General features: G+C 60.4%; 23 protein-coding genes and 1 other RNA gene. 7 read left to right on the forward strand and 17 right to left on the reverse strand.

Features of this window, described 5'->3' with window-relative positions; all coding sequences use genetic code 11:
• Window positions 1-12: 12 nt before the first annotated feature.
• From T8A63_RS09105 to T8A63_RS09160, 12 genes are all read right to left on the reverse strand, one after another.
• Entirely contained in the window at window positions 13-1,146 is a 1,134-nt protein-coding gene (locus T8A63_RS09105) for an NUDIX domain-containing protein (RefSeq protein WP_322343575.1), read from the reverse strand.
• A gap of 5 nt (window positions 1,147-1,151) precedes the next feature.
• Window positions 1,152-1,592 (reverse strand): TrgA family protein, encoded by a 441-nt coding sequence (locus T8A63_RS09110; protein ID WP_132443409.1) that lies wholly within the window; start codon window positions 1,590-1,592, stop codon window positions 1,152-1,154.
• 36 nt (window positions 1,593-1,628) lie between these two features.
• Complete coding sequence (locus tag T8A63_RS09115) at window positions 1,629-2,840, reverse strand: cyclopropane-fatty-acyl-phospholipid synthase family protein (protein WP_322343576.1); 1,212 nt, start codon at window positions 2,838-2,840, stop codon at window positions 1,629-1,631.
• 62 nt (window positions 2,841-2,902) lie between these two features.
• Complete coding sequence (locus T8A63_RS09120) at window positions 2,903-4,324, reverse strand: deoxyribodipyrimidine photo-lyase (RefSeq protein ID WP_322343577.1); 1,422 nt, start codon at window positions 4,322-4,324, stop codon at window positions 2,903-2,905.
• Window positions 4,325-4,385: 61 nt separating this feature from the next.
• Entirely contained in the window at window positions 4,386-5,609 is a 1,224-nt protein-coding gene (locus tag T8A63_RS09125; protein ID WP_322343578.1) for an aminotransferase class V-fold PLP-dependent enzyme, read from the reverse strand.
• Between the two features lie 98 nt (window positions 5,610-5,707).
• A complete protein-coding gene (locus T8A63_RS09130) occupies window positions 5,708-7,345 on the reverse strand; it encodes a BCCT family transporter (RefSeq protein WP_322343579.1) in 1,638 nt (545 codons plus the stop codon).
• 175 nt (window positions 7,346-7,520) lie between these two features.
• Window positions 7,521-7,946, reverse strand: a complete 426-nt coding sequence (locus tag T8A63_RS09135; RefSeq protein ID WP_067624716.1) for an HIT family protein — start codon at window positions 7,944-7,946, stop codon at window positions 7,521-7,523.
• A 67-nt stretch (window positions 7,947-8,013) separates the two neighbouring features.
• A complete protein-coding gene (gene acuI, locus T8A63_RS09140) occupies window positions 8,014-9,000 on the reverse strand; it encodes an acryloyl-CoA reductase (protein ID WP_322343580.1) in 987 nt (328 codons plus the stop codon).
• 36 nt (window positions 9,001-9,036) lie between these two features.
• On the reverse strand, window positions 9,037-10,140 hold the full coding sequence (locus tag T8A63_RS09145; protein ID WP_322343581.1) for a dimethylsulfoniopropionate demethylase: 1,104 nt from the start codon (window positions 10,138-10,140) through the stop codon (window positions 9,037-9,039).
• Window positions 10,140-10,640: a DinB family protein gene (locus T8A63_RS09150; RefSeq protein ID WP_322343582.1), complete on the reverse strand. Its 501-nt coding sequence runs from the start codon at window positions 10,638-10,640 to the stop codon at window positions 10,140-10,142. Before T8A63_RS09150 ends, T8A63_RS09145 begins: the two co-directional genes overlap by 1 nt.
• The gene (locus T8A63_RS09155) at window positions 10,637-11,269 is read right to left on the reverse strand and encodes a DUF1326 domain-containing protein (RefSeq protein ID WP_067624702.1); all 633 of its coding nucleotides are present in this window, start codon (window positions 11,267-11,269) and stop codon (window positions 10,637-10,639) included. Before T8A63_RS09155 ends, T8A63_RS09150 begins: the two co-directional genes overlap by 4 nt.
• 1 nt (window position 11,270) lies before the next feature.
• Window positions 11,271-12,059, reverse strand: coding sequence for a DUF2182 domain-containing protein (locus tag T8A63_RS09160; RefSeq protein WP_322343583.1), 789 nt, complete (start codon window positions 12,057-12,059; stop codon window positions 11,271-11,273).
• 77 nt (window positions 12,060-12,136) lie between these two features.
• Here T8A63_RS09160 and T8A63_RS09165 point away from each other — a divergent pair, with 77 nt between their 5' ends.
• The 7 genes from T8A63_RS09165 (at window position 12,137) to T8A63_RS09195 (ending at window position 17,109) form a co-directional block, all read left to right on the forward strand.
• Window positions 12,137-12,883: a FadR/GntR family transcriptional regulator gene (locus T8A63_RS09165; protein ID WP_322343584.1), complete on the forward strand. Its 747-nt coding sequence runs from the start codon at window positions 12,137-12,139 to the stop codon at window positions 12,881-12,883.
• A 71-nt stretch (window positions 12,884-12,954) separates the two neighbouring features.
• Window positions 12,955-13,302: a transfer-messenger RNA gene (ssrA, locus tag T8A63_RS09170) on the forward strand.
• A gap of 119 nt (window positions 13,303-13,421) precedes the next feature.
• Complete coding sequence (gene chrA, locus T8A63_RS09175; protein ID WP_322343585.1) at window positions 13,422-14,666, forward strand: chromate efflux transporter; 1,245 nt, start codon at window positions 13,422-13,424, stop codon at window positions 14,664-14,666.
• A 73-nt stretch (window positions 14,667-14,739) separates the two neighbouring features.
• Window positions 14,740-15,219: an SspB family protein gene (locus T8A63_RS09180; RefSeq protein WP_067624690.1), complete on the forward strand. Its 480-nt coding sequence runs from the start codon at window positions 14,740-14,742 to the stop codon at window positions 15,217-15,219.
• 95 nt (window positions 15,220-15,314) lie between these two features.
• The gene (fumC, locus tag T8A63_RS09185; RefSeq protein ID WP_322343586.1) at window positions 15,315-16,706 is read left to right on the forward strand and encodes a class II fumarate hydratase; all 1,392 of its coding nucleotides are present in this window, start codon (window positions 15,315-15,317) and stop codon (window positions 16,704-16,706) included.
• Complete coding sequence (locus tag T8A63_RS09190) at window positions 16,703-16,879, forward strand: DUF4169 family protein (RefSeq protein ID WP_067936542.1); 177 nt, start codon at window positions 16,703-16,705, stop codon at window positions 16,877-16,879. Before fumC ends, T8A63_RS09190 begins: the two co-directional genes overlap by 4 nt.
• On the forward strand, window positions 16,876-17,109 hold the full coding sequence (locus T8A63_RS09195; protein WP_120351048.1) for a ribbon-helix-helix domain-containing protein: 234 nt from the start codon (window positions 16,876-16,878) through the stop codon (window positions 17,107-17,109). Before T8A63_RS09190 ends, T8A63_RS09195 begins: the two co-directional genes overlap by 4 nt.
• Before the next feature lie 30 nt (window positions 17,110-17,139).
• On the opposite strand, the gene T8A63_RS09200 is transcribed toward T8A63_RS09195, so the two are convergent.
• The 5 genes from T8A63_RS09200 to T8A63_RS09220 form a co-directional block, all read right to left on the reverse strand.
• Complete coding sequence (locus tag T8A63_RS09200; RefSeq protein ID WP_322343587.1) at window positions 17,140-17,373, reverse strand: hypothetical protein; 234 nt, start codon at window positions 17,371-17,373, stop codon at window positions 17,140-17,142.
• A 22-nt stretch (window positions 17,374-17,395) separates the two neighbouring features.
• The gene (locus tag T8A63_RS09205; RefSeq protein ID WP_067624675.1) at window positions 17,396-18,289 is read right to left on the reverse strand and encodes a fructose bisphosphate aldolase; all 894 of its coding nucleotides are present in this window, start codon (window positions 18,287-18,289) and stop codon (window positions 17,396-17,398) included.
• 68 nt (window positions 18,290-18,357) lie between these two features.
• A complete protein-coding gene (locus T8A63_RS09210) occupies window positions 18,358-19,710 on the reverse strand; it encodes a cytochrome P450 (RefSeq protein ID WP_322343588.1) in 1,353 nt (450 codons plus the stop codon).
• Window positions 19,707-20,936 (reverse strand): hypothetical protein, encoded by a 1,230-nt coding sequence (locus T8A63_RS09215; protein ID WP_322343589.1) that lies wholly within the window; start codon window positions 20,934-20,936, stop codon window positions 19,707-19,709. Before T8A63_RS09215 ends, T8A63_RS09210 begins: the two co-directional genes overlap by 4 nt.
• A 53-nt stretch (window positions 20,937-20,989) precedes the next feature.
• Window positions 20,990-21,742: a cytochrome c biogenesis CcdA family protein gene (locus T8A63_RS09220; protein ID WP_322343590.1), complete on the reverse strand. Its 753-nt coding sequence runs from the start codon at window positions 21,740-21,742 to the stop codon at window positions 20,990-20,992.
• Window positions 21,743-21,762 lie beyond the last annotated feature (20 nt).

The raw sequence follows: 21,762 nt of genomic DNA on the forward strand, positions 1-21,762 counted from the left end.
TTTGCCCCCAGTTCATGTTCCGTCCGGTTTAGCTGTCGCGCTCTCGGACCTCAAGCGTTCGCGGTGGCGGGCCAGCCAATAGGCGCTTGCCACCAATGGCGCATTGGCAAGCGCCTGCGCATCGGCCAAGGCCATCAGATCGTCAAAGGACATCAAATGCGACCGTATATCCTCGCCCTCTGAGGCCAAACCGCCCGTGCCGATGATATGATCCGGCAAATCCGCAAATCCAACGAAAATGTGAAAGAATTCCGTCGCATTGCCGGGAGAGGCGTAGACGTTTCCTACGGGTTCCAAGGCGCCTAATGTGATCCCCGCCTCTTCAAGCGCCTCGCGTCGTGCGGCGGCCTGCGGTGTCTCACCGGGATCAATATGGCCCGCGATGGGCTCTAACTGCCAGCAGGTGTGATCGCCCCGCGCCAAAGGGCCCATGCGGATCTGCTCAACCAGCAGCACGCGGTCGCGTGCGGGGTCATAAGGCAGCACCAACGCCGCGTCCGCGCTGACAAAGACCGCGCGGTCGATCTCTGCGGACATGGCACCGTCGAAGGTCTCGTGGCGGAGGGAAATTTCATCAAGGGCAAAGAACTTTGCGTAAACGCGATCTCGGCCGGTAATCTCAATCTTTCCGTCGAGGGCCAGCGGATCATGCGCGCTCGTTTCAGCCAGCACCTGTTGATGGGCGCGGCGGCGGATCATCGGGAACATCGCGTCGACCTCGGCGCGGGGGCGTTTGCCCATATAGCTCATCACCTCGCGCGCCGCGTGGCACGACAGCGCAGCCCAATCGGCCTCCCATGCCTCAAGCGACCATGGCCCCTCACCCGTCCAGCGCCCCGGTTGCGGCAGATAGACCTCTGCCGCCTGCCCGTCTGCCAATGTCACCGGCACCAGATCATAGTCAAAGGCGCCTTCATAAAAATCGAGCCGGGCAAAATCATCCGCACTCAGCCCTTGAACCAGCAGCCCTTCGGCCTGCGCGGCCTCGCATGTCTCAATCGTGGGAAACGGCCCCTCGGCGGCGGCTGAGACGCGGTAGCCCGGCAAAGTCGCAGGCCGCAGGTCAATCGCTCCGGCGGAACGGCCAAGCACAATTTCCAAAAGCGGCAAATGCCGCAGGGTGCCGTAAATAAAAAGATGTCGCATGGGGATCAGGACCAACGGTTATAAGCAAATTCGGTCAAAAGACCTGCGATCACAGCCCCGACAACGAGCGCCACACCGATGGGAAGTGTGGCAATCATCACCCCGAACTCCGCGCCGATCTGAAACACGGCAACGATGGCTTCGAAAGGATCGTCATAGCGGTTGCGCAGGGCCAGACGGACCATCTCATTCGCCGCCTGCAAGAAAATCGCCCAGAGCATCAGCACAAAGACCCCGGCCAACCCGTTATTGATCGCGGCCACTATGCCGCGCCCCGCGCGCTTGCCCATCACCCGCCAGCCCACCACAAGGCCAAGAAGGATGTTCAGCGGGAGGAAATACCCGAAATCCGTGCTTTCCGGCATCAGGGGCACCACCATGCCCGACAAAACAAAGGCCAGCACCGCGAGTGAGATCGCTGCCATAAGTCGTGCACCAGTCGGCATTTTGCGGCTCCTTGCGGGGATGGACCGCAGGGGCGGTCACACAGGTCGCCGTACCGTAATCTGCGTCACGTCGCAATTTCCACTGTCAAATGTCGCAGCGCAGGAAGTGAGGTAAAAATTCCACATCCGGCGAAAGCGTTCGTCAAAGCCAAGCGCGGTGATCTGATCCCATTTCGCGTTAAAGGTCTCATGCCAGCGGCGCAGCGTGATGTCATAGCTTTTGCCGAACTCGACCGAGCGGTCGACCACAAGACCGGCGCGTTCCACTTGCTCGCGCAGCACCTTGGGGCTGGGTAACATGCCGCCCGGAAAAATGTATTTCTGAATGAAATCCACGCCGCGCTTGTAAACGTCCCAACGGGCGTGATCGACGGTGATGATCTGTAGCGTGGCTGCGCGTCCGGGCTTCAGCCGCTGGCGGACGGTCTCGAAATAGATCGGCCAATATTGCTCGCCTACCGCCTCGAACATCTCGATACTGGCGATGCCGTCATAGAGCCCGCGTTCATCGCGGTAGTCCTGCAATTTAAAGGTCACACGGTCTGACAGCCCGGCTTTTTTGATCCGGTCCACGGCGTATTTATATTGCTCGGCACTGATCGTCAGCGCGGTGACGTGCAAGTCCCGTTCGGCAGCGGCATATTCAGCGAAACCGCCCCAGCCGCAGCCGATTTCCAACACGTGATCGCCCGGTTGAACCCCCATCTGATCGACCATGGATTTGTATTTGGCGGTCTGCGCGGCCTCTAGCGACATCTGCGCGCCGTCCTCGAACATGGCCGAGGAATAGGTCATCGTCTCATCCAGCCAAAGCCCGTAGAACTCATTGCCAAGATCATAGTGCTTGCTGATGTTGCGTTTGGCCTGCTTGCGGTTGTTGCGTTGCAGCCAAAAGCGGAACTTCTCAAACTGACGCAGCAGCCCTTGGCCAGGGAAGCCGTCATAAACGGTTTCGTTGCCAGCATGCACCAAATCCATGAAGGCTTGCAGGTCGGGGGTCGACCACCATTCGTCAAGGTATGCGTCACAAAAGCCCAGATCGCCCTCGCGGATCAGGCGGGCAAAGAGGTCATCGTTGTGGATATGCAATTCGGCCACCGGGCCGGGTTTGGCCCCTTCGGCCCGGAACGCGCGACCATCGGGCAAAACGAAATCGACCCGCCCATGCTGCATCGCCTGCGCCATGGCAAAGACCTGTGGGAAATAGCGCGGCAGACCCTTCTGCCCCTCTGTTGTCGTCAGCTTCATACCTCGGTTCCGTTCTTGTTCTTGGCGCCTACTGTAACCGCAGGCTGCTGTTTCGCAAAAATTTAAAAATCACGATTGCGGTAGGCATCCAGTGCCCGTTCGCGCCCTTCCGAAAGATCGACAATCGGGTCGGGATAGTCGTCATTCGGGCTGAGGCCCCAGCGGCGCGGGATTGCGTCGAAATAGGCCAGCGCATCCTTGCTTGGCTTCGCGCGGCCCTCGGCGATCCAGCGGCGGGTATAGTCTCGGCCCTTGTCGAACCGATCAAGCTGGGTTTCAGGATTGAAAATGCGAAAGAACGGCGTTGCATCGGGGCCAGAGCCTGCGGCCCATTGCCAGCCCATCGCGTTATTGGCCGGATCCCAATCGATCAGGTGCTCTTCGAACCACTTTTGGCCGATGCGCCAGTGACACATGAGGTGTTTGGTCAGATAGCTCGCCACGATCATGCGGCCCCGGTTGTGCATCCGCCCGGTCACCTGCAATTCGCGCATGGCGGCATCGACGAATGGCACGCCGGTGCGCCCCTGTTTCCACGCCAGTACCTCGGCGCGGCGCTCATCCTCATTCCACGGGAAAGCCTGCCATTCCTCGCGCCAGTTTTGGTCAAGGATGCGGGGCGTGTGGTACATCAGATGATAAGCAAACTCGCGCCAAACGAGTTCTTTCAGAAAGGTCTCTGCCCCCCGCTTGCCATCTTGCATCGCACGCTGACCAGCATGCCAGCATTGCGCCGGGCTGATTTCGCCCAAAGAGAGGTTTTCGGACAGTGCAGAGGTGCGGTCTTCGCCCGGCATGTCGCGGCTTTCATCATAGCCTTCGACGATATGCGCGATGAAGGACCCCAGCCGCGCCTGTGCTGCGGCCTCGCCCAGACGGACAAAGGGGCGCACGATATCACGCCCGCGCTGCATCTCGGCGTCCATCTGCCAATCGTCCAAGGCGTCACTCTCGGGCCAGTCTTGGGGTGCTGCAATTTCGCTCGGGGTCGCCACGGGTGCCGCTACATCGCGGCCACGGACGGATTTCCAATAGGGGGTGAAGACCTTGTAAAAACCGCCGGTCTTGGTCTCGACAGTCCAAGGCTCGAACATCAGATGTCCGGCAAAGCTGCTGGCCTCGATGCCCTCTTCTTTCAGCGCATCTTTGACCTTAGTGTCGCGGTCGATCGCGGCGGGATCATAAAGGCGGCTCCAGTACACCGCCCCTGCCCCGGTTTGCTTGATCACATCGCGCAGAATGTCCAGCGCATCCCCGCGACGCAGGGTCAGGCGGCTGCCCTTTTCTGCAAGCGTCTCCCCCAGACAGGCCAGCGCCAGCCCCAGACGAAACTTCGGGGCAGCGCCCAGAGCCTCTGACTGGTCGTCATGAATGAAAAGCGGGATCACTGGGCGAACCGACTTGCAGGCCGCCGCCAAAGCGGGCTGATCGCTCAGCCGCAGATCGCGGCGGAACCACATGATAATCGGGGTATTTTCACTCACGTTTGGGGTCTTGCTCCTGGCCTGACCCCGAAACATAGCGCCCCCGCGCCGGGGTCAAGGCTCAGAGCAGATCATCCAGTGCATTCAGCAGTTTATCCATCTCGTCCTTGGTGGTGTAATGGGTGAAGCTTAGCCTTAGCACGCCCTTGCTGTCCTCCACCCCCATCGCGCCAAGCGCACGGCCCGCGTAGAAGGTCCCGCCGCCCGCCATGATGCCCCGCTCGGCCAGCGCCTGCGCCACGTCAAAACCGGGCCGGTCAAGCGCCAGTGCCACGGTCGGCGCACGTTTTTCCGCATCGCTCGGGCCGATCAGCCGCACGGAATTCCGCGCCGCCATGGCGTCCAGCAGCGGTTGCAGCAAAGCCGTCTCATGGGCCCGCATCGCATCATGCACGGCGACACCGCGCGCCGTCGCATCGGCGCTGCCGCCGATGTGGTGGGCGTGGAAAGCGTCGATATAATCCGCCATGCCTGCGCTGGCCGCGATCTGTGCATGATCCGGGCCCGCCGGGGTGAACCGCTTATAAAGCACATCGCCGTTGAAGTGATGCGCTTGATTCGGCAGCAGTTCCGCCAACGCCCGGCGGATAACCATGACGCCCTGATGCGGCCCGAAGGTCTTGTAAGCGGAAAAGAGGTAGATATCCGGCCCCAGCCCCCCGACATCAGCAAAGCCGTGGGGCGCATAGGACACGCCGTCAACGCAGACGAAGGCGCCAGCGGCATGGGCCAGCGCCGTGATCTCGGTCACCGGGTTGATTTCCCCCACCACGTTGGAGCAATGCGGAAAGCAGACCAGCCTGACCTTCTCGTCCAACAGATATTCAAGCTTGGCTGGATCCAGATGCCCCGTCTCTGGGTCGATCTGCCATTCACGGATCTCGATCCCCCGCTCGGCCAGCCGCCGCCATGGGCCGGTGTTGGCCTCATGGTCTTGGTTGGTCACGACGATCGCCTCACCGGGCTGCATCATCTGGCCGAAGGCCTGTGCCAGCACATAGGTGTTTTGCGTGGTCGAGGGGCCAAAGCTCAGCTCTGCCGGTGTCACGCCGAGGATCGCAGCCATGCGGGTGCGGGCCTCGTCCATCTCCTCTCCGCCAAGGCGGCTCGCCTCGTAGGGGGCGTAGGGCTGCACCTTTCGCTGGGTGTAAAAGCGATGCAACCGCTCGATCACTTGGCGGCAGGTGTAAGACCCACCGGCGTTCTCGAAAAAGGCCTGCCCCTGAAGGCTCGGCTCGGCGAAGGCGGGGAATTGGGCGCGGACCCAGGCGGAATCAATATGCATGGCGCGAAGGTCCACCGCAGCGCGACGAAGGTCAAGCGCCCAAAGAAAACGGCGGCTCCGAGGAGCCGCCGTTGTTGGTATCGCACTGCCTGTGGAACTTAGCGAATTTTGCGCTCGTCCTGCAGGCCGCGGAAAATGCAGAAGCACATGAAGAGCAGCAGCAGCGTGAACAGCAACCCGGTAGAGATCACCATGGATTGCAGCGCCGCCAAGCCGCCACCGATCAGCAGAGCGATGGCCACGGCACCTTCAAAGATGCACCAGAACACCCGCTGCGGCACCGGCGCGTCGACCTTGCCGCCTGCGGTGATCGTGTCGATGACCAGCGAGCCGGAGTCCGACGAAGTGACAAAGAACACCACCACCAGCACGATGCCGATGAAAGAGGTGATCGAGGCCAAGGGCAGCGCGTCCAGCATCTTGAACAGCTGCAGCGGCAGGCCCGCATCTTGGGCTGCGGTGTAGCCATCGTTCAGCACCTGATGGATCGCGGTGCCGCCAAAAATCGACATCCACAGCACGCAGACCAGCGAGGGGATCAACAGCACGCAAACGATGAATTCGCGCACGGTACGGCCCCGGCTGACGCGGGCGATAAACATGCCAACGAAAGGTGACCAGCTGATCCACCACGCCCAGTAGAACGCCGTCCACCCTTGGGAGAAGTTCACGTCTTCGCGGCCAAAGGGATTTGCCAGCGCGGGCAGATACTCAATGTAAGCCACCAGCGAGTCCCAGAAGAAGGTCAGCAGGAACACAGTTGGCCCGACGATCAAGGTGAACAGCGCCAGCAAGGCGGCCAGCCCCATGTTGATCTCACTCAGCACCTTCACGCCGCCATCAAGACCGCGCAGCACCGAAATCAGCGCCACGGCAGTGATGAGCGAGATCAGAACGACCTCGGAGGTGGTGCCAATCGGGATCCCGAATAACTCGTTTAAGCCCGCGTTCGCCTGTGTCGCACCCAGACCCAGCGAAGTGGCCAGACCAAAGAGCGTGGCAAAGACCGCGATGATGTCGATGATATGCCCGGGCCAGCCCCAAACACGTTCGCCCAGAACCGGGTAAAAGGCCGAGCGGATCGTCAGCGGCAGACCTTTGTTATAGGTGAACAACGCCAGCGCCAGCGCAACGACCGCGTAGATCGCCCAAGGGTGCAGACCCCAGTGATAGATCGTCGCCGCCATGCCAAGGCGGAGCGAACCGGCCTCATCACCTGTTGCCGCGCCCAGAGGGGCCCAGTCGGTGCGCAAACCGTTCTCTGTCGTGATTTCGCCCATGGAGGTCGAGAAATGCGTGAGCGGCTCAGACACGCCGTAGAACATCAGGCCGATGCCCATACCCGCGGCGAAAAGCATCGCGAACCAGCCCAGATAGGTATAGTCCGCGACCGCCTCATTACCGCCAAGGCGGACATTGCCAAAAGGCGTGACAATCAGCAAAAGCGCAAAGATCACCACCAAATCGGCAGCGCCGATCAGGAACCAATCGAAGTTCTTGGTCGTAAAGTTGAACATGGCCGAGAAGACCGCGGCGGCCTGCTCTGGCAATGCAATCGTGTAAAAGACGAAGATCACCACAGCGATCCCCGAAATCAGAAAGACCGGGTTGTGAATATCCAGCCCGAACGGCCCGATCTGCCGCTCGATATTGTCCTGACCGATTTCATAATCGGTATTGATGACATCCGCCTTGCCCTCAGGCTCGGGGATGCCGTGCGAATTTGTATCGCTCATAATCTGTTCCCTCTTTGATGACAGATCACCACGCAAGGCGCGGCTTCTGTTTTTCTCATCCGTGCGCAAAGGATAGAGGCTTGCGACCATTGGGCAAGCTCTTGCGGCCAAGCTCCCTTGGAAACTTGGCTAAAACGACCTTTTCGTTATCCGCTGCGACGTAAGTTTGGGGGGGTTACCCTGTCCCGAGCGCCGCTGCAATCGCATCGGCCTGTTCGCGAATCCGGTCCATGTCACCTTGGACGCCGGGCGGGCGCAGCTTGTCGCCCTCATGGCGGGGCAAGATATGGTAGTGCAGGTGAAAGACCTCTTGCCCGCCCGCGGCTTCGTTAAATTGCTGCACCGTGATGCCATCAGCACCAAAGGCCCGCAGGCAGGCATTGCCGACCTTTTGAACCGTCGCCAGACAATCGGCCAACTGCGTATGGCTGGCGTCGAGCATATTGCGGCAAGGCGACTTGGGGATCACCAAGCAATGCCCCTCGGCGCGGGGCATGATGTCCATAAAGCAATAGGTCTTGTCGTCTTCATAGACCTTGAAGCTGGGGATTTCCTTGCGCAGGATCTTGGCAAAGATATTGTCGTCGTCATAGGTGGCCATCATGCTCTCCTTCTGGCGGTCGGGGCGGCGTGGACCATTAACCACACCGCCCCGCGCCGAGGCAATATCAAGCGTTTACGTCGACAACCACCCGGCCCTTGACCTGCCCTTTGAGGATGTCTGCACCGAGTTGGGGCAAATCGCTGAGACCCGCGGGTTGAACCATCGCCTCCAGCTTCTCCATCGGCAGGTCTTTCGCCACCCGCTCCCATGCGCGTAGACGGTTGTCATAGGGCTGCATGACGCTGTCGATGCCCAACAGGTTTACGCCGCGCAGCAAGAAGGGGATCACCGTGGCGGGCAGTGCCGCGCCGCCCGCAAGGCCCACTGCAGCGACGCTCGCGCCATATTCCATCTGCCCCAAAACACGGGCCAGCATCGCGCCGCCCACAGCGTCGACACAGCCGCCCCATGTCTCGCCCTCGAGCGGGCGTTTGACCGTCTCGTTAATCTCATCGCGCGCGACAATCCGGCTGGCCCCGAGGCTTTTGAGGTAGTCCTCGGTCTCGGGCCGCCCAGTAACGGCTGCCACCTCATAACCGAGATTGGCAAGGATCGCGGTCGCGACCGAGCCCACGCCACCCGCGGCCCCCGTGACCAGCACCGGCCCTTTCTTGATCCCGTGGTCCTCTAACGCCATCACCGCCAGCATCGCGGTGAAGCCCGCCGTGCCCACGGCCATCGCTTGGCGCGTATCCAAACCGGTGGGCAGCGGCACCAGCCAGTCGGCCTTGACCCGCGCCTTCTGCGCATAGCCGCCCCAATGCGCCTCGCCCACACGCCAGCCGGTCAGCACGACCTTGTCGCCGGGTTTGTACCGCTCGTCACTTGATGTCTCGACTGTCCCGGCAAAGTCGATCCCCGGCACATGGGGATAGTTGCGAACCAGACCACCGCCGGGCCCAATGCAGAGCCCGTCTTTGTAGTTCACAGTCGAATATTCCACCGCGACCGTCACCTCGGCCTTGGGCAGTTGATCTTCGGTGATCTGGGTCACCTCAGCATGTGTCTTGCCTTCGTCATCTTTGTTCACAATCAATGCATTAAAGCTCATCTTTCATCTCCTTTTCAGGTTTCAATTTGCCGGGCGTCAGGCCCAGAAACTCTCACGCACGGTCACATCCCGCAGGCCCTCGGGTGTCTCAACCTGCAACTGCGTGCCCGGATCCCAATGGGTCATCCGCACCATTCCGATGGCGACATTCACCCCAAAATCGGGCGACCAAATGGTCGAAGTCACCTGCCCCACGCGCTTGTCACCTGCCATCAGCGGCCAAGCCCGGTCACAAAGCGGCACCGGATCGCCCGCGATCTCTAGGGGACGTATCTGTTGCACTGGGCCTTCCTTGGCCACCCGTAGCAGCGCATCTCTGCCGATACAGCCCATCGCGGCATGGGTGTCGCAAAGCTTGCCAAGGCCGCATTCATGCGGGGTGTTATCGTCGGTCATGTCATTGCCATAGCTCAACATTCCGCCTTCGATCCGCTCTATTAGATTTGGACAGCCCGCGCGCACGTCCAAATCGCGCCCCGCCTCGAACAGAGCATCCCACAGCGGCATGGCGATATCCGCGCCCTCTGCGTAGATCTCAAAGCCGCCCTGTTTGGAGTAGCCAGACCGCGCGATATTCATGGCGCGCCCTTGGAAGTGGAATTCACCGAAACGGAAAAACTTTACCTCCCGCACCGCCGCACCAAACAGGCGTTCCATCAGGTCTTCGGCTTTTGGTCCCTGCACCGCGAGCAGGTTCACATCCGGCTCATCCACCAGCACATCCAAATGATAACCGTTGCATATCCCCTTGGCCCACAACAATAAATCGCTATCGGCAATGGAAATCCACCAGCGATCCTCGGCCAGCTTCACCGCGACCGGATCATTGAGCATACCGCCCGTCTCATCGACGATCGGCACATAGACGCAGCGCCCCGGCGCCACATCGCGCAGATCGCGCGGCGTCAGCATTTGCATCAACCGCGACGCATCCGGCCCCCGCAGCTCAACCTGTCTTTCGCAAGCCACGTCCCAGACTTGGACGGCTCTCTTCAAGTGATGGTAATCGGCTTCAGTGCTTTCAAAAACGGTGGGCAGCAGCATCCGGTTATAGACGGTATAGGCCTTCACGCCTGCCGCCTCTACCCCGGCAGAAAAGGGCGTGCGCCGTATCCGGCGTGAGGGGGAGAGTTCAGCCATCACACGTCCTCCGGCATTAAGATAAGATCGCTCACTGGCGCATCGTACCCGGCGCTGGTCAGCATGGCATGCACCTGCCCCCGGTGATGGGTCTGGTGGTTAAAGAAATGCACGACGGTTTTCGCCAAGGGAGTGGTAAGCTCGCGCTGCATGATGCCGGAATACCAAGATAAATCGGCATCCAAAGCCTCCTGTCGAAGGCCTTGGGTCCAATCCTTGATCGCCGCGTCGCACTCGCGCCGCGCGGCGCACCAAGCCATGCCGGTGGGGCAAAGTTCGGTGTCCGGCCCCTCCGGCTTGGGCAAGGCGGGATCAAAACGGGACAACCAGATTTGATCACACCAAAGAAGATGGTTGAGGGTGCCCAAGATCGAGCCGAAAAACGCCTTGCGATCTTGCGTTAACGCATCCTCGTCCATCACCTCAATAACGCTTGCCAACTGTTTGTTTTGCCAGGCGTTATAGCGCGCCATTTCCTTAGCATAACCGGGGGTGATCACGCAGCACCCTGCCAATCGATCGCGCAGACCTCAGCAGATTTGCCCCCGAAATCCCAAACCCGCCCATAGTCGCGGACCTTGGATTTCACCCCACGCGCCGCCACGATATTTGGTCCCATCCAGTATTTGGAGTTGGTGATCGTCACCGGCTCACCCGGTTCGGCCCCGGCGAGCAGTTCGATCTCGCCGTTGATCTTCCGGCCGATGTTAATGACACGGCGGTTGCCGTCGCGAATGATCTCAACCGGCGCACGTTCGGCGCCGATGATCTCGCTCACTAGCATGGTAAACAGCCCCGTCGTGCCGCCCGCCGCGCCGCTGAAGATTTTCAATAAACCATCATAGGCCGCCTCGCTCGCGCGGTCGTCCACATAGGCGGCGACCTTCCAGTTCCCCTCGCCCATACGGCCAGGGATGTCGACCAACAGGCCCACGTTCAGCCCGGCCAAATCCTCCCCTTCGAAATGGCCTTCGTCGATCACGATGCCCATCCACGCATGGCAGTGACCTTCGGTCGGCAGATGCGCGCCAAGGCTGACCACGCAGGGGCAGAAGACATCGCAAGAGCAGTTGAGGAATAGCTCGCCTTTTACGGCCCAATTCGCGGGTGTCATCTCTCTGTTTGGCATATTATCCTCCTGTTATTGCGGGCCAACCCGCCACGACGACAGCGCCGAGGATCAAGGTGAAACCCATTGGTTTAGTTGCGTAATGTCCGATTTGCGGTAGCTTTTCGATGACCATGAAAAGCGTCGCCAGCCCCATCCAAGCAAGGTTCATCACCCCACCGGCAAAGCCCAGTACCATAATGCCCCAGCAGCAGCCTGCACAAAAGGTGCCGAGGCCCAATCCCATGCGAAAACCGCCTGCGACACCGGGGCGCCAATGGCCCATGAAATACATCATCGGAGAGTGGCAGACGCCGTGGCAGACCTCCTTGGCGCGGGTGAATTGGAACAGGCCGACGCTCAGTAGCAGCGCCGCCGCAGTCCAGCGCGATTTGGCGATGCCCAGCATGTCGATGACCCCGCCGTGCAAGAGAAGCAATTGCAGCCCTGCGATCCCCGCTGCAAAGGCAAGCCAGACCGCGAAGTAGCCTGCAAGCACCGCCAGCCAGCCCGCGCGGGTGCCGTTGGCCGAGGTCATGAGGTCTTCGTAAGCGCGCAGGGTCGGGACCATGGTCGGGACCATCATCGCAGCCATCATCGCCCCCCACATCGTGAAAAGCGGAAAGAAGCGCGTCATGGGCATATACATATCCATGCCCGGATCCATCTGCCGCATCCGTTCACCCATCGTGCCCGGACGACCCAGCAGATCGACATCCATCTGCATCGCCATGCTGTACATCATCCACCAAGCCGCTAGAATCAGGGCGAAAAACCCCAGCCAAAGTGTTGACCGTACCATGCCCGTCATCGCCGCCCTCCCCTGCGTGCTCTTGTAGATTTAATGTCAGACAATTAAACTCCTCGCAAACACTAATTGTAAGACATATGAAAATCGATCCAAGCAACCCCGCCGATCTATCGGCTCAAATCGCCACTGCCATTCGCGACGCCATTATCGGCGGGCGTCTGATCGTCGACCAGCGCCTGCCATCTGAGGCGGAATTGGCCGAGCAGTTCGAGGTCTCTCGCCCCACGGTGCGCGAAGCATTGAAGCGCCTTGCCGCGCAATCGCTGATCCGCACGCAGCGCGGGGCCACGGGGGGCGCTTTCGTGAATCGCCTCAGCTTTCCAGATGCTTACGCGCAGCAGATCACCACTTCTACGTTGCTATTGTCGATGAACGCGGTGAGTTTCGAAACCGCCTGCGAAGCCCGCTTCGCCCTAGAGCGCGCCTGTGCCCCCCTCTCGGCAGAGCGGCGCACGGCGGATCACCTTGCCACAATGCGCGCTGAAATCCACCGGCAGGCGCAGGCGGGGCTGACCGATGAGGCGTTTTGCGCGTCCGATGTCGCCTTCCACCGGGCGCTGGTTGACGGCGCGGGCAACCCGGTGCTGAGCTATCAACTCGCGGGCGCGGTCGAAGCCATGCAGCCTTTGATGAATATGATCACCTTCACGGCAAGAGATCGGGCGCGGATCATTGCCCTGCACCAAGACATCGCCAATGCCGCAGAAGCGCAGGACGGCAAAGCGGTAACGGCAGGATTGACGGCGCTGGAAGCGGAGACCCAAGACCTTGCCCAGAGCGTTTTCGCCGCGCGTGCTGCCCGGAATGCAGGAAAGGCTGGCTGAGAAGTTGCGACTTCACTTATAAAACAATGGGGTGCGCGTGAACCTTGATGTCATTATTTCCCGCCGTCGCACCCCTTGCAATTCACCCATGACGGCCCTACTTTAATCTTGTCCTTCGGGACTATGGACATAAACGCGCTCGTAATAAGCGGTTCGGACCCGGGGGCGGTACCCGGCGGCTCCACCAAACATCCTTCATTTGGGGATCATGGGGCCGAAATAGGATCGACGAACGTCTAAAGGGGTTGCTTTGTTTCGGTGAGATACCACCGTTATCGGTTCAAACTGTACAATTGCAAATGACAATCGTGCTCCAGTTGCGATGGCCGCGTAAGCGGTTTCAGCGACTGAAATCTAAGTCCTTAGGCTTTGCAGCTTAAGGCGGGGTTCGCAGGTACCTGGCAACAGAAACCTGCACTTTTCCCCTCCATATCTCGGCGAATTCAATTGCTTGAGCGGTGTTCTTGACCCTGCGCTTCCGTGCCCCTATCCGTTATAAAACGAAGCCGCTGTGGCTTCTTTCGCGCAGGAAGTTCGCATGACCCCGCCCAGCTGGCCCGAAATGTTTCGCGTCTTCGGACGCATCGGGCTGATGTCATTCGGCGGCCCGGCGGCACAGATTGCCGTGATGCACCGTGAGTTGGTCGAGGACCGCCCGTGGCTAAGCGAGCAGACCTACCTGCGGGCGCTCTCACTCTGTATGCTGTTGCCCGGACCGGAAGCGATGCAACTGGCGACCTATGCGGGCTGGCGTCTGCGCGGTGTGGCTGGCGGGCTGCTCGGGGGGTTGCTTTTCGTGGTGCCGGGGGCGGCATTCATCGCTGTGCTGGCTTTGCTATATGCGTGGTATGGGCAGTTGCCCCTTGTGCAGATGACTTTTCTCGGCATCAAGGCCGCCGTCATTATCGTGGTATTCCAAGCGCTTCTAAAGGTTTCTTCAAAGGCGTTGCATGGGCGTCTTGGCTGGGCGCTGGCCTTTGGGTCGTTCATCGGCATTTTTGTTCTGGGCTTGCCATTTCCACTGATCATTCTGCTGGCCGGTGCCATCGGGATGTTGACCAAAAGCCCCACTGCGGTGGCCGAGCCGGCAAATCTGCCACCTGCGCGCAGTCTGCGCACCCTGCTGATCTGGGGCGGGCTTTGGGCCGCGCCGCTTGTGCTTTTGGCGCTGCTGGGTGAGGATTTTCTGCTGCAACTCGGCCTGTTCTTCTCCAAGCTCGCTGTGGTGACCTTCGGCGGTGCCTATGCCGTGCTGGCCTATATGACCCAGACAGTGGTTCAGGATTTCGGTTGGATTAACACGGACCAAATGATTGACGCACTCGGCTTGGCCGAGACGACGCCCGGCCCGCTGATCCTCGTTACGCAATTTGTCGGGATGCTGGCAGGCTTTGCCCAAAGCGGCCCGTCGGGCGCGCTCGCTGCCGGGCTGCTGGCGCTTTGGGTGACTTTCACGCCGTGCTTTTTGTGGATATTCTTGGCCGGCCCGTATCTTGAGGCACTTTCTGAACAGCCGCGCATCGCGGGGGCGCTGCGGGCCATCACGGCGGCAGTGGTGGGGGTGATCGCCAATCTCTCGGTCTGGTTTGCGCTGCATGTGCTGTTTGATCGGGTCGCCCCTGGGGTCACCCTCGCCCTGCCCGCGCCGGTTTGGGAAAGCTTCAATCCGCTGGCCGCCGCGCTCACCCTATTGGCCGCTGTGCTGATGCTGGCGCTCAAGCGTGGTTTTGTAGTCACGATGATCCTGCTCGCGGTGCTTGCTCTGCTCCTTCGCGCGATTTAGCGCCGCGCCCCCTTTCACTCGCCTGTGAATGGGGTATGCTGACCCCTGCCCATCGCCCGGACCGGAGAGAAGAATGAGCCGCAGCATTGATTACGGCAACCTGATGCACGAAGCCATGCGGGGTTTGATCCGCAGGGTCTTGCAGGATGTATCGGACCAAGGGCTACCGGGGAATCACCACTTTTTCATCACCTTCGATACCTCGCACCCGGATGCGGAATTGGCCGATTGGCTCTCAGACCGTTATCCCGATGAGATGACCGTGGTGATGCAGCACTGGTACGATGGGCTTGATGTTGGCGCAGACGGATTTGCCATCACGCTGAACTTCGGCGATGCGCCCGAGCCGCTTTATATTCCCTACGACGCGATCCGCACCTTTGTGGACCCTTCGGTTGAGTTCGGCCTGCGGTTCGAACAGCAAGAAACCGAAGAAGAAGACGAAGATCGCGATGAGGCCACGCTTGACCAAACTGATGAGGAAGAGCTGGAAGTCGCGGAAGAGCCCGCCAAGGACGCCGAGATCGTCTCGCTCGATTCCTTTCGGAAGTAGCGCAGGATTGGCCGTTAGCGCCATCCCTGCATTGCGCAGACCGTAAGGCGCAGGTACACCGCTGGGCAACGATAAGTCACAGCAGGAGCCACAAAATGGCCGATACCCGCACCGAAACCGACAGCTTTGGTCCGCTCGAAGTTCCTTCCGATAAATATTGGGGCGCGCAGACGCAGCGCTCGATCATCAACTTCCCAATCGGCTGGGAAAAGCAGCCCATCGCCATCGTGCGCGCGCTTGGCGTGATCAAGAAGGCCTGCGCGCAGGCCAATGTGGCACAGGGTTCGCTTGATGAGGACCGCGGCAAGGCGATCGTTCAGGCCGCTGGCGAAGTTTTTGAGGGCAAGTTCGACGACAACTTCCCGCTGGTTGTCTGGCAGACCGGCTCGGGCACCCAGTCGAACATGAACGCCAACGAGGTTATCGCCAACCGCGCGATTGAGCTTATGGGCGGCACCATCGGGTCCAAAGACCCAGTGCACCCCAACGATCACTGCAACATGGGCCAGTCGTCAAACGACACTTTCCCAACCGCCATGCATATCGCCACCGCGATGACGGCGCGGGACGTGCTGCTGCCGGGGCTGGAGAAGCTGCACGGCGCGCTGCAAAAGAAAGTCGAGGAATTCGACGGCATCATCAAGATCGGCCGCACCCACACGCAGGATGCGACGCCTCTGACGCTGAGCCAAGAATTCTCAGGCTACACCCATCAGGTCGCCATGAGCATCGCGCGCGTGCGCGACGCGCTTGGCCGCATCTATGAACTGGCCCAAGGCGGCACCGCCGTTGGCACCGGGCTGAACACCCAAAAGGGCTGGGCCGAAACCGTGGCGCATAACATGGCCGAGATCACCGGCCTGCCCTTCGTCACCGCGCCGAACAAGTTCGAGGCGCTCGCCGCCCATGACGCGATGGTCGAGATCTCCGGCGCGCTGAAAACCGTCTCCGCCAGCCTGTTCAAAATCGCCAATGACATCCGCCTGCTGGGGTCCGGCCCGCGTTGTGGTCTGGGCGAGCTGATCCTGCCCGAGAACGAACCGGGCTCGTCGATCATGCCGGGCAAGGTCAACCCGACCCAGTGCGAGGCGCTGACGCAGGTCTGCATTCACGTGATGGGCAACGACGCGGCGGTTGGCTTTGCCGGGTCTCAGGGACATTTTGAGCTGAACGTCTACAAGCCCATGATGGCCTATAACGTTCTGCAATCCATGCAGCTTTTGGGTGACGCGGCCTCGGCCTTCACTGATAATCTGGTGGTTGACCTCAGGGCCGACGCGGACCGCATCGAAAAGCTGATGCGCGAGTCGCTGATGCTGGTGACCGCGCTGGCCCCTGAAATCGGCTATGACAATGCCACCAAGGTCGCCAAGACCGCGCATAAGAACGGCACCACGCTCAAAGAAGAAGCCATCGCACTGGGCTTTGTGGATGCCGAAACCTTTGAACGGGTCGTGCGGCCCGAAAATATGATCGGACCAAAATGAGTGCGCCCATCAACCTTAACAAGGTGAAGAAAGAGCGGGACCGTTCGTCTCGCAAAGCACGCGCGAATGAAAACGCCGTGGGTTTTGGCCAGACCAAAGCGCAGAAAGACGCGCTGAAGGCCCGCGCCGAACAGATCGCCCGCAATCTGGAAGCGCATAAGCGCGAGACATGAACGCGCGGCCCCGCAAACACTCGGTGACCCTTCGGGGTCACCGGACATCAATCTCTCTCGAAGATGAATTCTGGGATGAGTTCCGCGCCATTGCTGCCGCGCGGGGGCTGCCGATCAATGCGCTGGTGACTGAAATCGACGCGGCGCGGGGGCTGGACATCGGGCTTGCCGGGGCAATCCGGTTGTTCGTGTTGCGCGCGTTAAAAGAACGTTTACCAAAAGCAGATTAGCGTCGGGCCATGGCCCTCGCATCCCCTCTCTCACCCGCCGCTTGGCTGGATGATATATTCGCCTCTAAGGCGGCTATTCGCGGACAGGTTATTCGACGTAAAGCGCGCGATATCGAAAAGTTCGTCGGTCGCCGCGAATTCGAACGCGAGTTGAAACGTCGGGGTTTCCAAGCGGTTGAGAACGCCGGACAGGTCATCATATTTTGCAATAGAGAACCCATCCGGCGGGTCGTGTAGCCGTTTTCTTTTAAAGAAAACGGCCACGGAATTTTCAAAAAATTCCGATTTAGCAGATCGACGCTTGGTAAATCTTCTCGATGTTCTGACCAAGCGCCTCGTTGAACTCCGCATCTGTCATCTTGACGTTCAGCCCTTCAGTCAAAGCGCGCGAGAAGCTGGCGATCATGGTGCGGTTCTTGCCCAGCCGTTCGCAGGCTTCCGCCGTGGAGTAGCCGCCCGATAGCGCAACGACGCGCAGCACGTTGGCGTGGCCGGCCAGTTCGTCATATAGACCAGCTTTTTCAGGAATCGTCAGTTTCAACATCACCATCTCGCCCTCGGGCAGCGCGTTCAGGTTCTTTTCAATCTCTCCGCGCAGGATCTCTTCGGCCTCTGCCTTCGTGTCGGAGTTGATGTTCACCTCCGGCTCAATGATCGGCACCAGACCGGCAGCGCAAACCTGTTTGGCCAGTTCGAACTGTTGCGCCACCACGGCGGCGATGCCGTTCTCGTTGGCCTCGTGAATGACCGAGCGTTCCTTGGTGCCAAAGATGCCGTGTTTCACCGCGCGGGCCAGCAGGTCGTCGATCTCCATGATCGGCTTCATCATCTGCACGCCGTTGTTGGTTTCCTCCAACCCCTTGTCGATCTTCAGGAAAGGCACCACGCCCCGGTCTTCCCACAGGAGCTGGGCGACGGGTTTGCCGTTGATGCTGTCATCCATCGTGCGCTCAAAAAGGATCGCGCCGATTACTTTCTCGGAGGTGAAATCGTCGGCCAGAATGATCCGTGCCCGCATGTCGTGGACGGCTTTGAACATTTCTGCGTCGCCGTTGTAATCCGACGGTTCCACGCCATAGAGGCTCAGCGCCTTGGGGGTGGAGCCGCCCGATTGATCGAGCGCCGCGATGAAGCCTTTGCCGCTGTTCATTTGCTCAAGTTGCGCCTTGTCGTAGCCCATGTCACCCACGTCCTATTTTGATTCCGTTCGCTGCGTTTCTAATTGAAACGCAAAGCCGATGATAGAAGCTAGCGCCTTGATAGCGCTAACCAAATGCCCTTATCTGAACGGACGGTCAAATGTGCGACTGGCACCGGCACGCGATCAGGCTGGGCGGTCACGTGAAAGTCTCGCAGGATACGCGACAGGATCAGGGGGCCTTCGACCATGGCAAAACCCGCGCCAGTGCAGACCCGTGGCCCGGCAGAGAATGGGATGAAGGCGTCGCGCTGGCACTGCTTTCCGTTTTCGGTCTGCCAACGGGTTGGGTCAAAACCATCAGGATTGTCCCAAAGCCGTTCATGCCTGTGCAGGTGCCACGGGCTGAGCACAAGTTGCGCCCCCTTTCTCACCTTTCGGTCGCGAAACGCTTCGGGGCAGCGGTTCTCGCGCACCATCATCGGCACGGGTGGATAAAGCCGCAGCGTCTCCCGAAACACATCCCGGCTAAGTTTGAGTTTTGACATCACGGGGAAATCACAGGTCTCAAGCGCCTGTGCCTCTTCCGCCAGCCGCTCCTGCCATTCGGGATGGGTGGCCATGAGATAGAGCGCCCAAGCCAAAGCCGAGGCGCTGGTTTCATGCCCCGCGAGGAAGAAGATCGCGACCTGATCAACCATCTCCTCGGTATCGAAGGTCTCGCCTGTTTCGGGGTCGGCCTGGGTCATGATCTTGGTGGCTAGGTCGTCGGGCGCGGTGCCTGCTTTGATCTGCGCCATCCGCTCTTGGGTCAGGTCCGTGATCAGCGCCCTGATCAGCGCGGCGCTGGCCCGCGTGTCGCGCCGAAACAGGCGCGGCATCCAGCGCGGCAGCGGCAGAAGTGCCCCAAGGTTCAGGATTGGCTGGCTGCGCTGGTAATTGCGAAACTCATCAAAGACCGCCCGGGCAACCTCATGTTCGATCGGCAGAGAAAAAAGCGTGCGAAAGATCACATCGGCTGCGGCGTGGCTGGTCTCGGCTTCGATCTCGACCACCTGCCCCGCCTTGCCTCCCAGCCGCGCGGCGGCGGCCTCTGCTGCGTCCCACATCGCCGGAAAAGTCTCGCGCAAGCGGCCGCCCTCAAAGGCGGGGTCGATGATGCGGCGCTGGCGTTTCCATGTCTCGCCGTTGGTCAGAAAGACAGAGTTGCCCAAGAGCGGGCGCAGCCCCTCGCCGATCCGGTCGGATTTCGGAAAATCCTCGGGGCGGTCTTTCAAAACGGTCTTCACCAGTTCGGGCTGGTTCATCAGGTAGCTGCGAAAGAACGGCGTTTTAAATTCCGCCATCCACGCGCGATAAAGCCGGGCGGGCTGGGCCGAGAGGATATCGGCGCGAAACAGCTTGGCATAGCGCCAGAGCGACACACGGTCGGGCCGCGCGGGGGGCTTGGGCGGTTGGGTCATGCGGCGACAGAGGTGTATTTGCTGACCGCGTGGTCGATCCGGGATTTCGACGCGGGCCGCCCGTCATAGCGCGCGGCCAAGGTCTGTGGCCCGGCGGTGATTTGGAAATAGTCATAGTCGCGCGGGCGGTCAAAGGCGCAGAGATACTGGAAATGCAGCCGAAAGAACCGCCAGCGCAGCGCCTTCCAGCGGGTGGGGCTAAGCGTTTGGGTGAAGGCAGCCGAAAAGACCAGCGGCCAGCGTTTCCCCTCAGGCGCCACGCCGGAGACCGAGACCGGATCGCAAAGCGCAAAGGCGCAGCCATCGCCGGGGGCCGTCACATCGACCCATGCCAGTTCCTCGCGGGTTGAGAGATAGCGCAGGTCGCCTCGCAAACGCTCGGCCCGGGGCAAGAAGGATACCATTGGCACCACCTGCCCGAGCGAGAGAAAACCCAAGGCAGGCCCGCGCTCGGGCACCCTGCCCGCACGGATCAGATCGGCCAGTACCGAGACGCCCAGATGCGCCCCGGATGAGTGGCCGACAACCAGTACCTCGTCGACATCGTCGGTCAGGGCGGCGGCGATGTCATTGCCAAACTGCGCCATGCGGGCTTCCAACTCCGGCGGGTTCGCGCCCCGCGTGGCGGCGGAATAGGCGTAGTCATGCATCAGGTAATAGGCGAAAAACTTGCCGTCTTTCTTTTTAAACCAGCGCAGCAGCGCGATGCCCAGCCCAGTGCCCACTGCCGCGAAGGCGAGCCGCGCCGCCCGATGGTCCGTCACCATTTCAAGGGCGCGATAGGTCAGCAGGCCAAGCGCCACAGCCAGCAGCGCCTGCACAATCAACATCCCCACCGGATAAAGCGCCGCAATCACCGGCCCTTTGCGCAGGCGCATCAGCCGCCAAAGCGCGCCGGAGCCGATGTAGACCCATGCGGTGCGCAGCAACTGCCAATAGGTCGCGGGGATCGAATTGCTCATGCTTTCGCGCACGATGTCGGACCAGACCAGCACTTCGACCTGCGAGGTCACCTGATGACCGTCGATTCCAGCGTTAACGCGCCAGCCGTAATTGCCCTTGCCCGCTTTTGGTTTCAGCGCAATCTCATAGCCCGAAATCGCGGCCTGCGCCGCGCCCTCCTTGCGGTAAAGCTCACGGTAGCGGCGCGGGTGAATCGGATCGTAGCCGGGGATGTAGAACACCCGCCGCGTTTTCACCGTCTTTGCCTGCCCTGTGCTCACCATGCCCGCCCTCTTCTTCGGCATAGTCTAGCCGCAATTCGGGGCAAGATTAAGGCTTATCCTACGGTTGCGAGGATCGGAAAAGTCTCAAGCAGCCAAAAGGAAAAGGCGGTGAATGCGCCGGTCAGCAGCGCCAGACCAACAATTACCAACAGGCCCCCCATGATCCGCTCGATCAGCTTCATATGCGGTTTGATCCGGTTCATCAGCGTCATCGCGCGGGTGATGAACATCGCGGCCAGCAAGAAGGGAATGCCAAGCCCCGCCGCATAGACGCCCAGCAAGAGCGTCCCGCGGGAGACGGAGGCCTCGCTTGCTGCCAGTGACAAGATCGCGCCCAGCTGTGGCCCGATGCAGGGGGTCCAGCCAAAGGCAAAGGCCAGCCCCAAGACATAGGCGCCGAAACTCGACCCGCCCTTGTCGCCCGCATCCATCCGCGCCTCTTGATCGAGAAACGGAATGCGAAAGAGCCCGATGAAATGCAGGCCGAACACAATGATCACCACACCGGAAATTTTAGCGAGAAGCGCCTGATTCTGTAAAAAGAACATCCCAAAGGCCGAGGCGGTGAAGCCCAGTAGGATGAACACAGTGCTCAGCCCCAGCACAAAGAACAACGCCGCCACGACCGCGCGCCGCCGTGCGCTGGATTGGCTGGACATGTCATTGATCGACACGCCCCCCATATAGGCCAGATAGGGCGGCACGATGGGCAGCACGCAGGGCGACAGGAAACTGAAAATCCCGGCAACCAGAGCGATGATCATGGCCGGCAGGATCCCGGCGTCGAGGAGGCTGATTTCAAACATGACTGACTCCTAGACCGAGA

Origin of the sequence: Sulfitobacter sp. OXR-159 (genome assembly GCF_034377145.1) — a bacterium.
Taxonomy (GTDB): domain Bacteria; phylum Pseudomonadota; class Alphaproteobacteria; order Rhodobacterales; family Rhodobacteraceae; genus Sulfitobacter.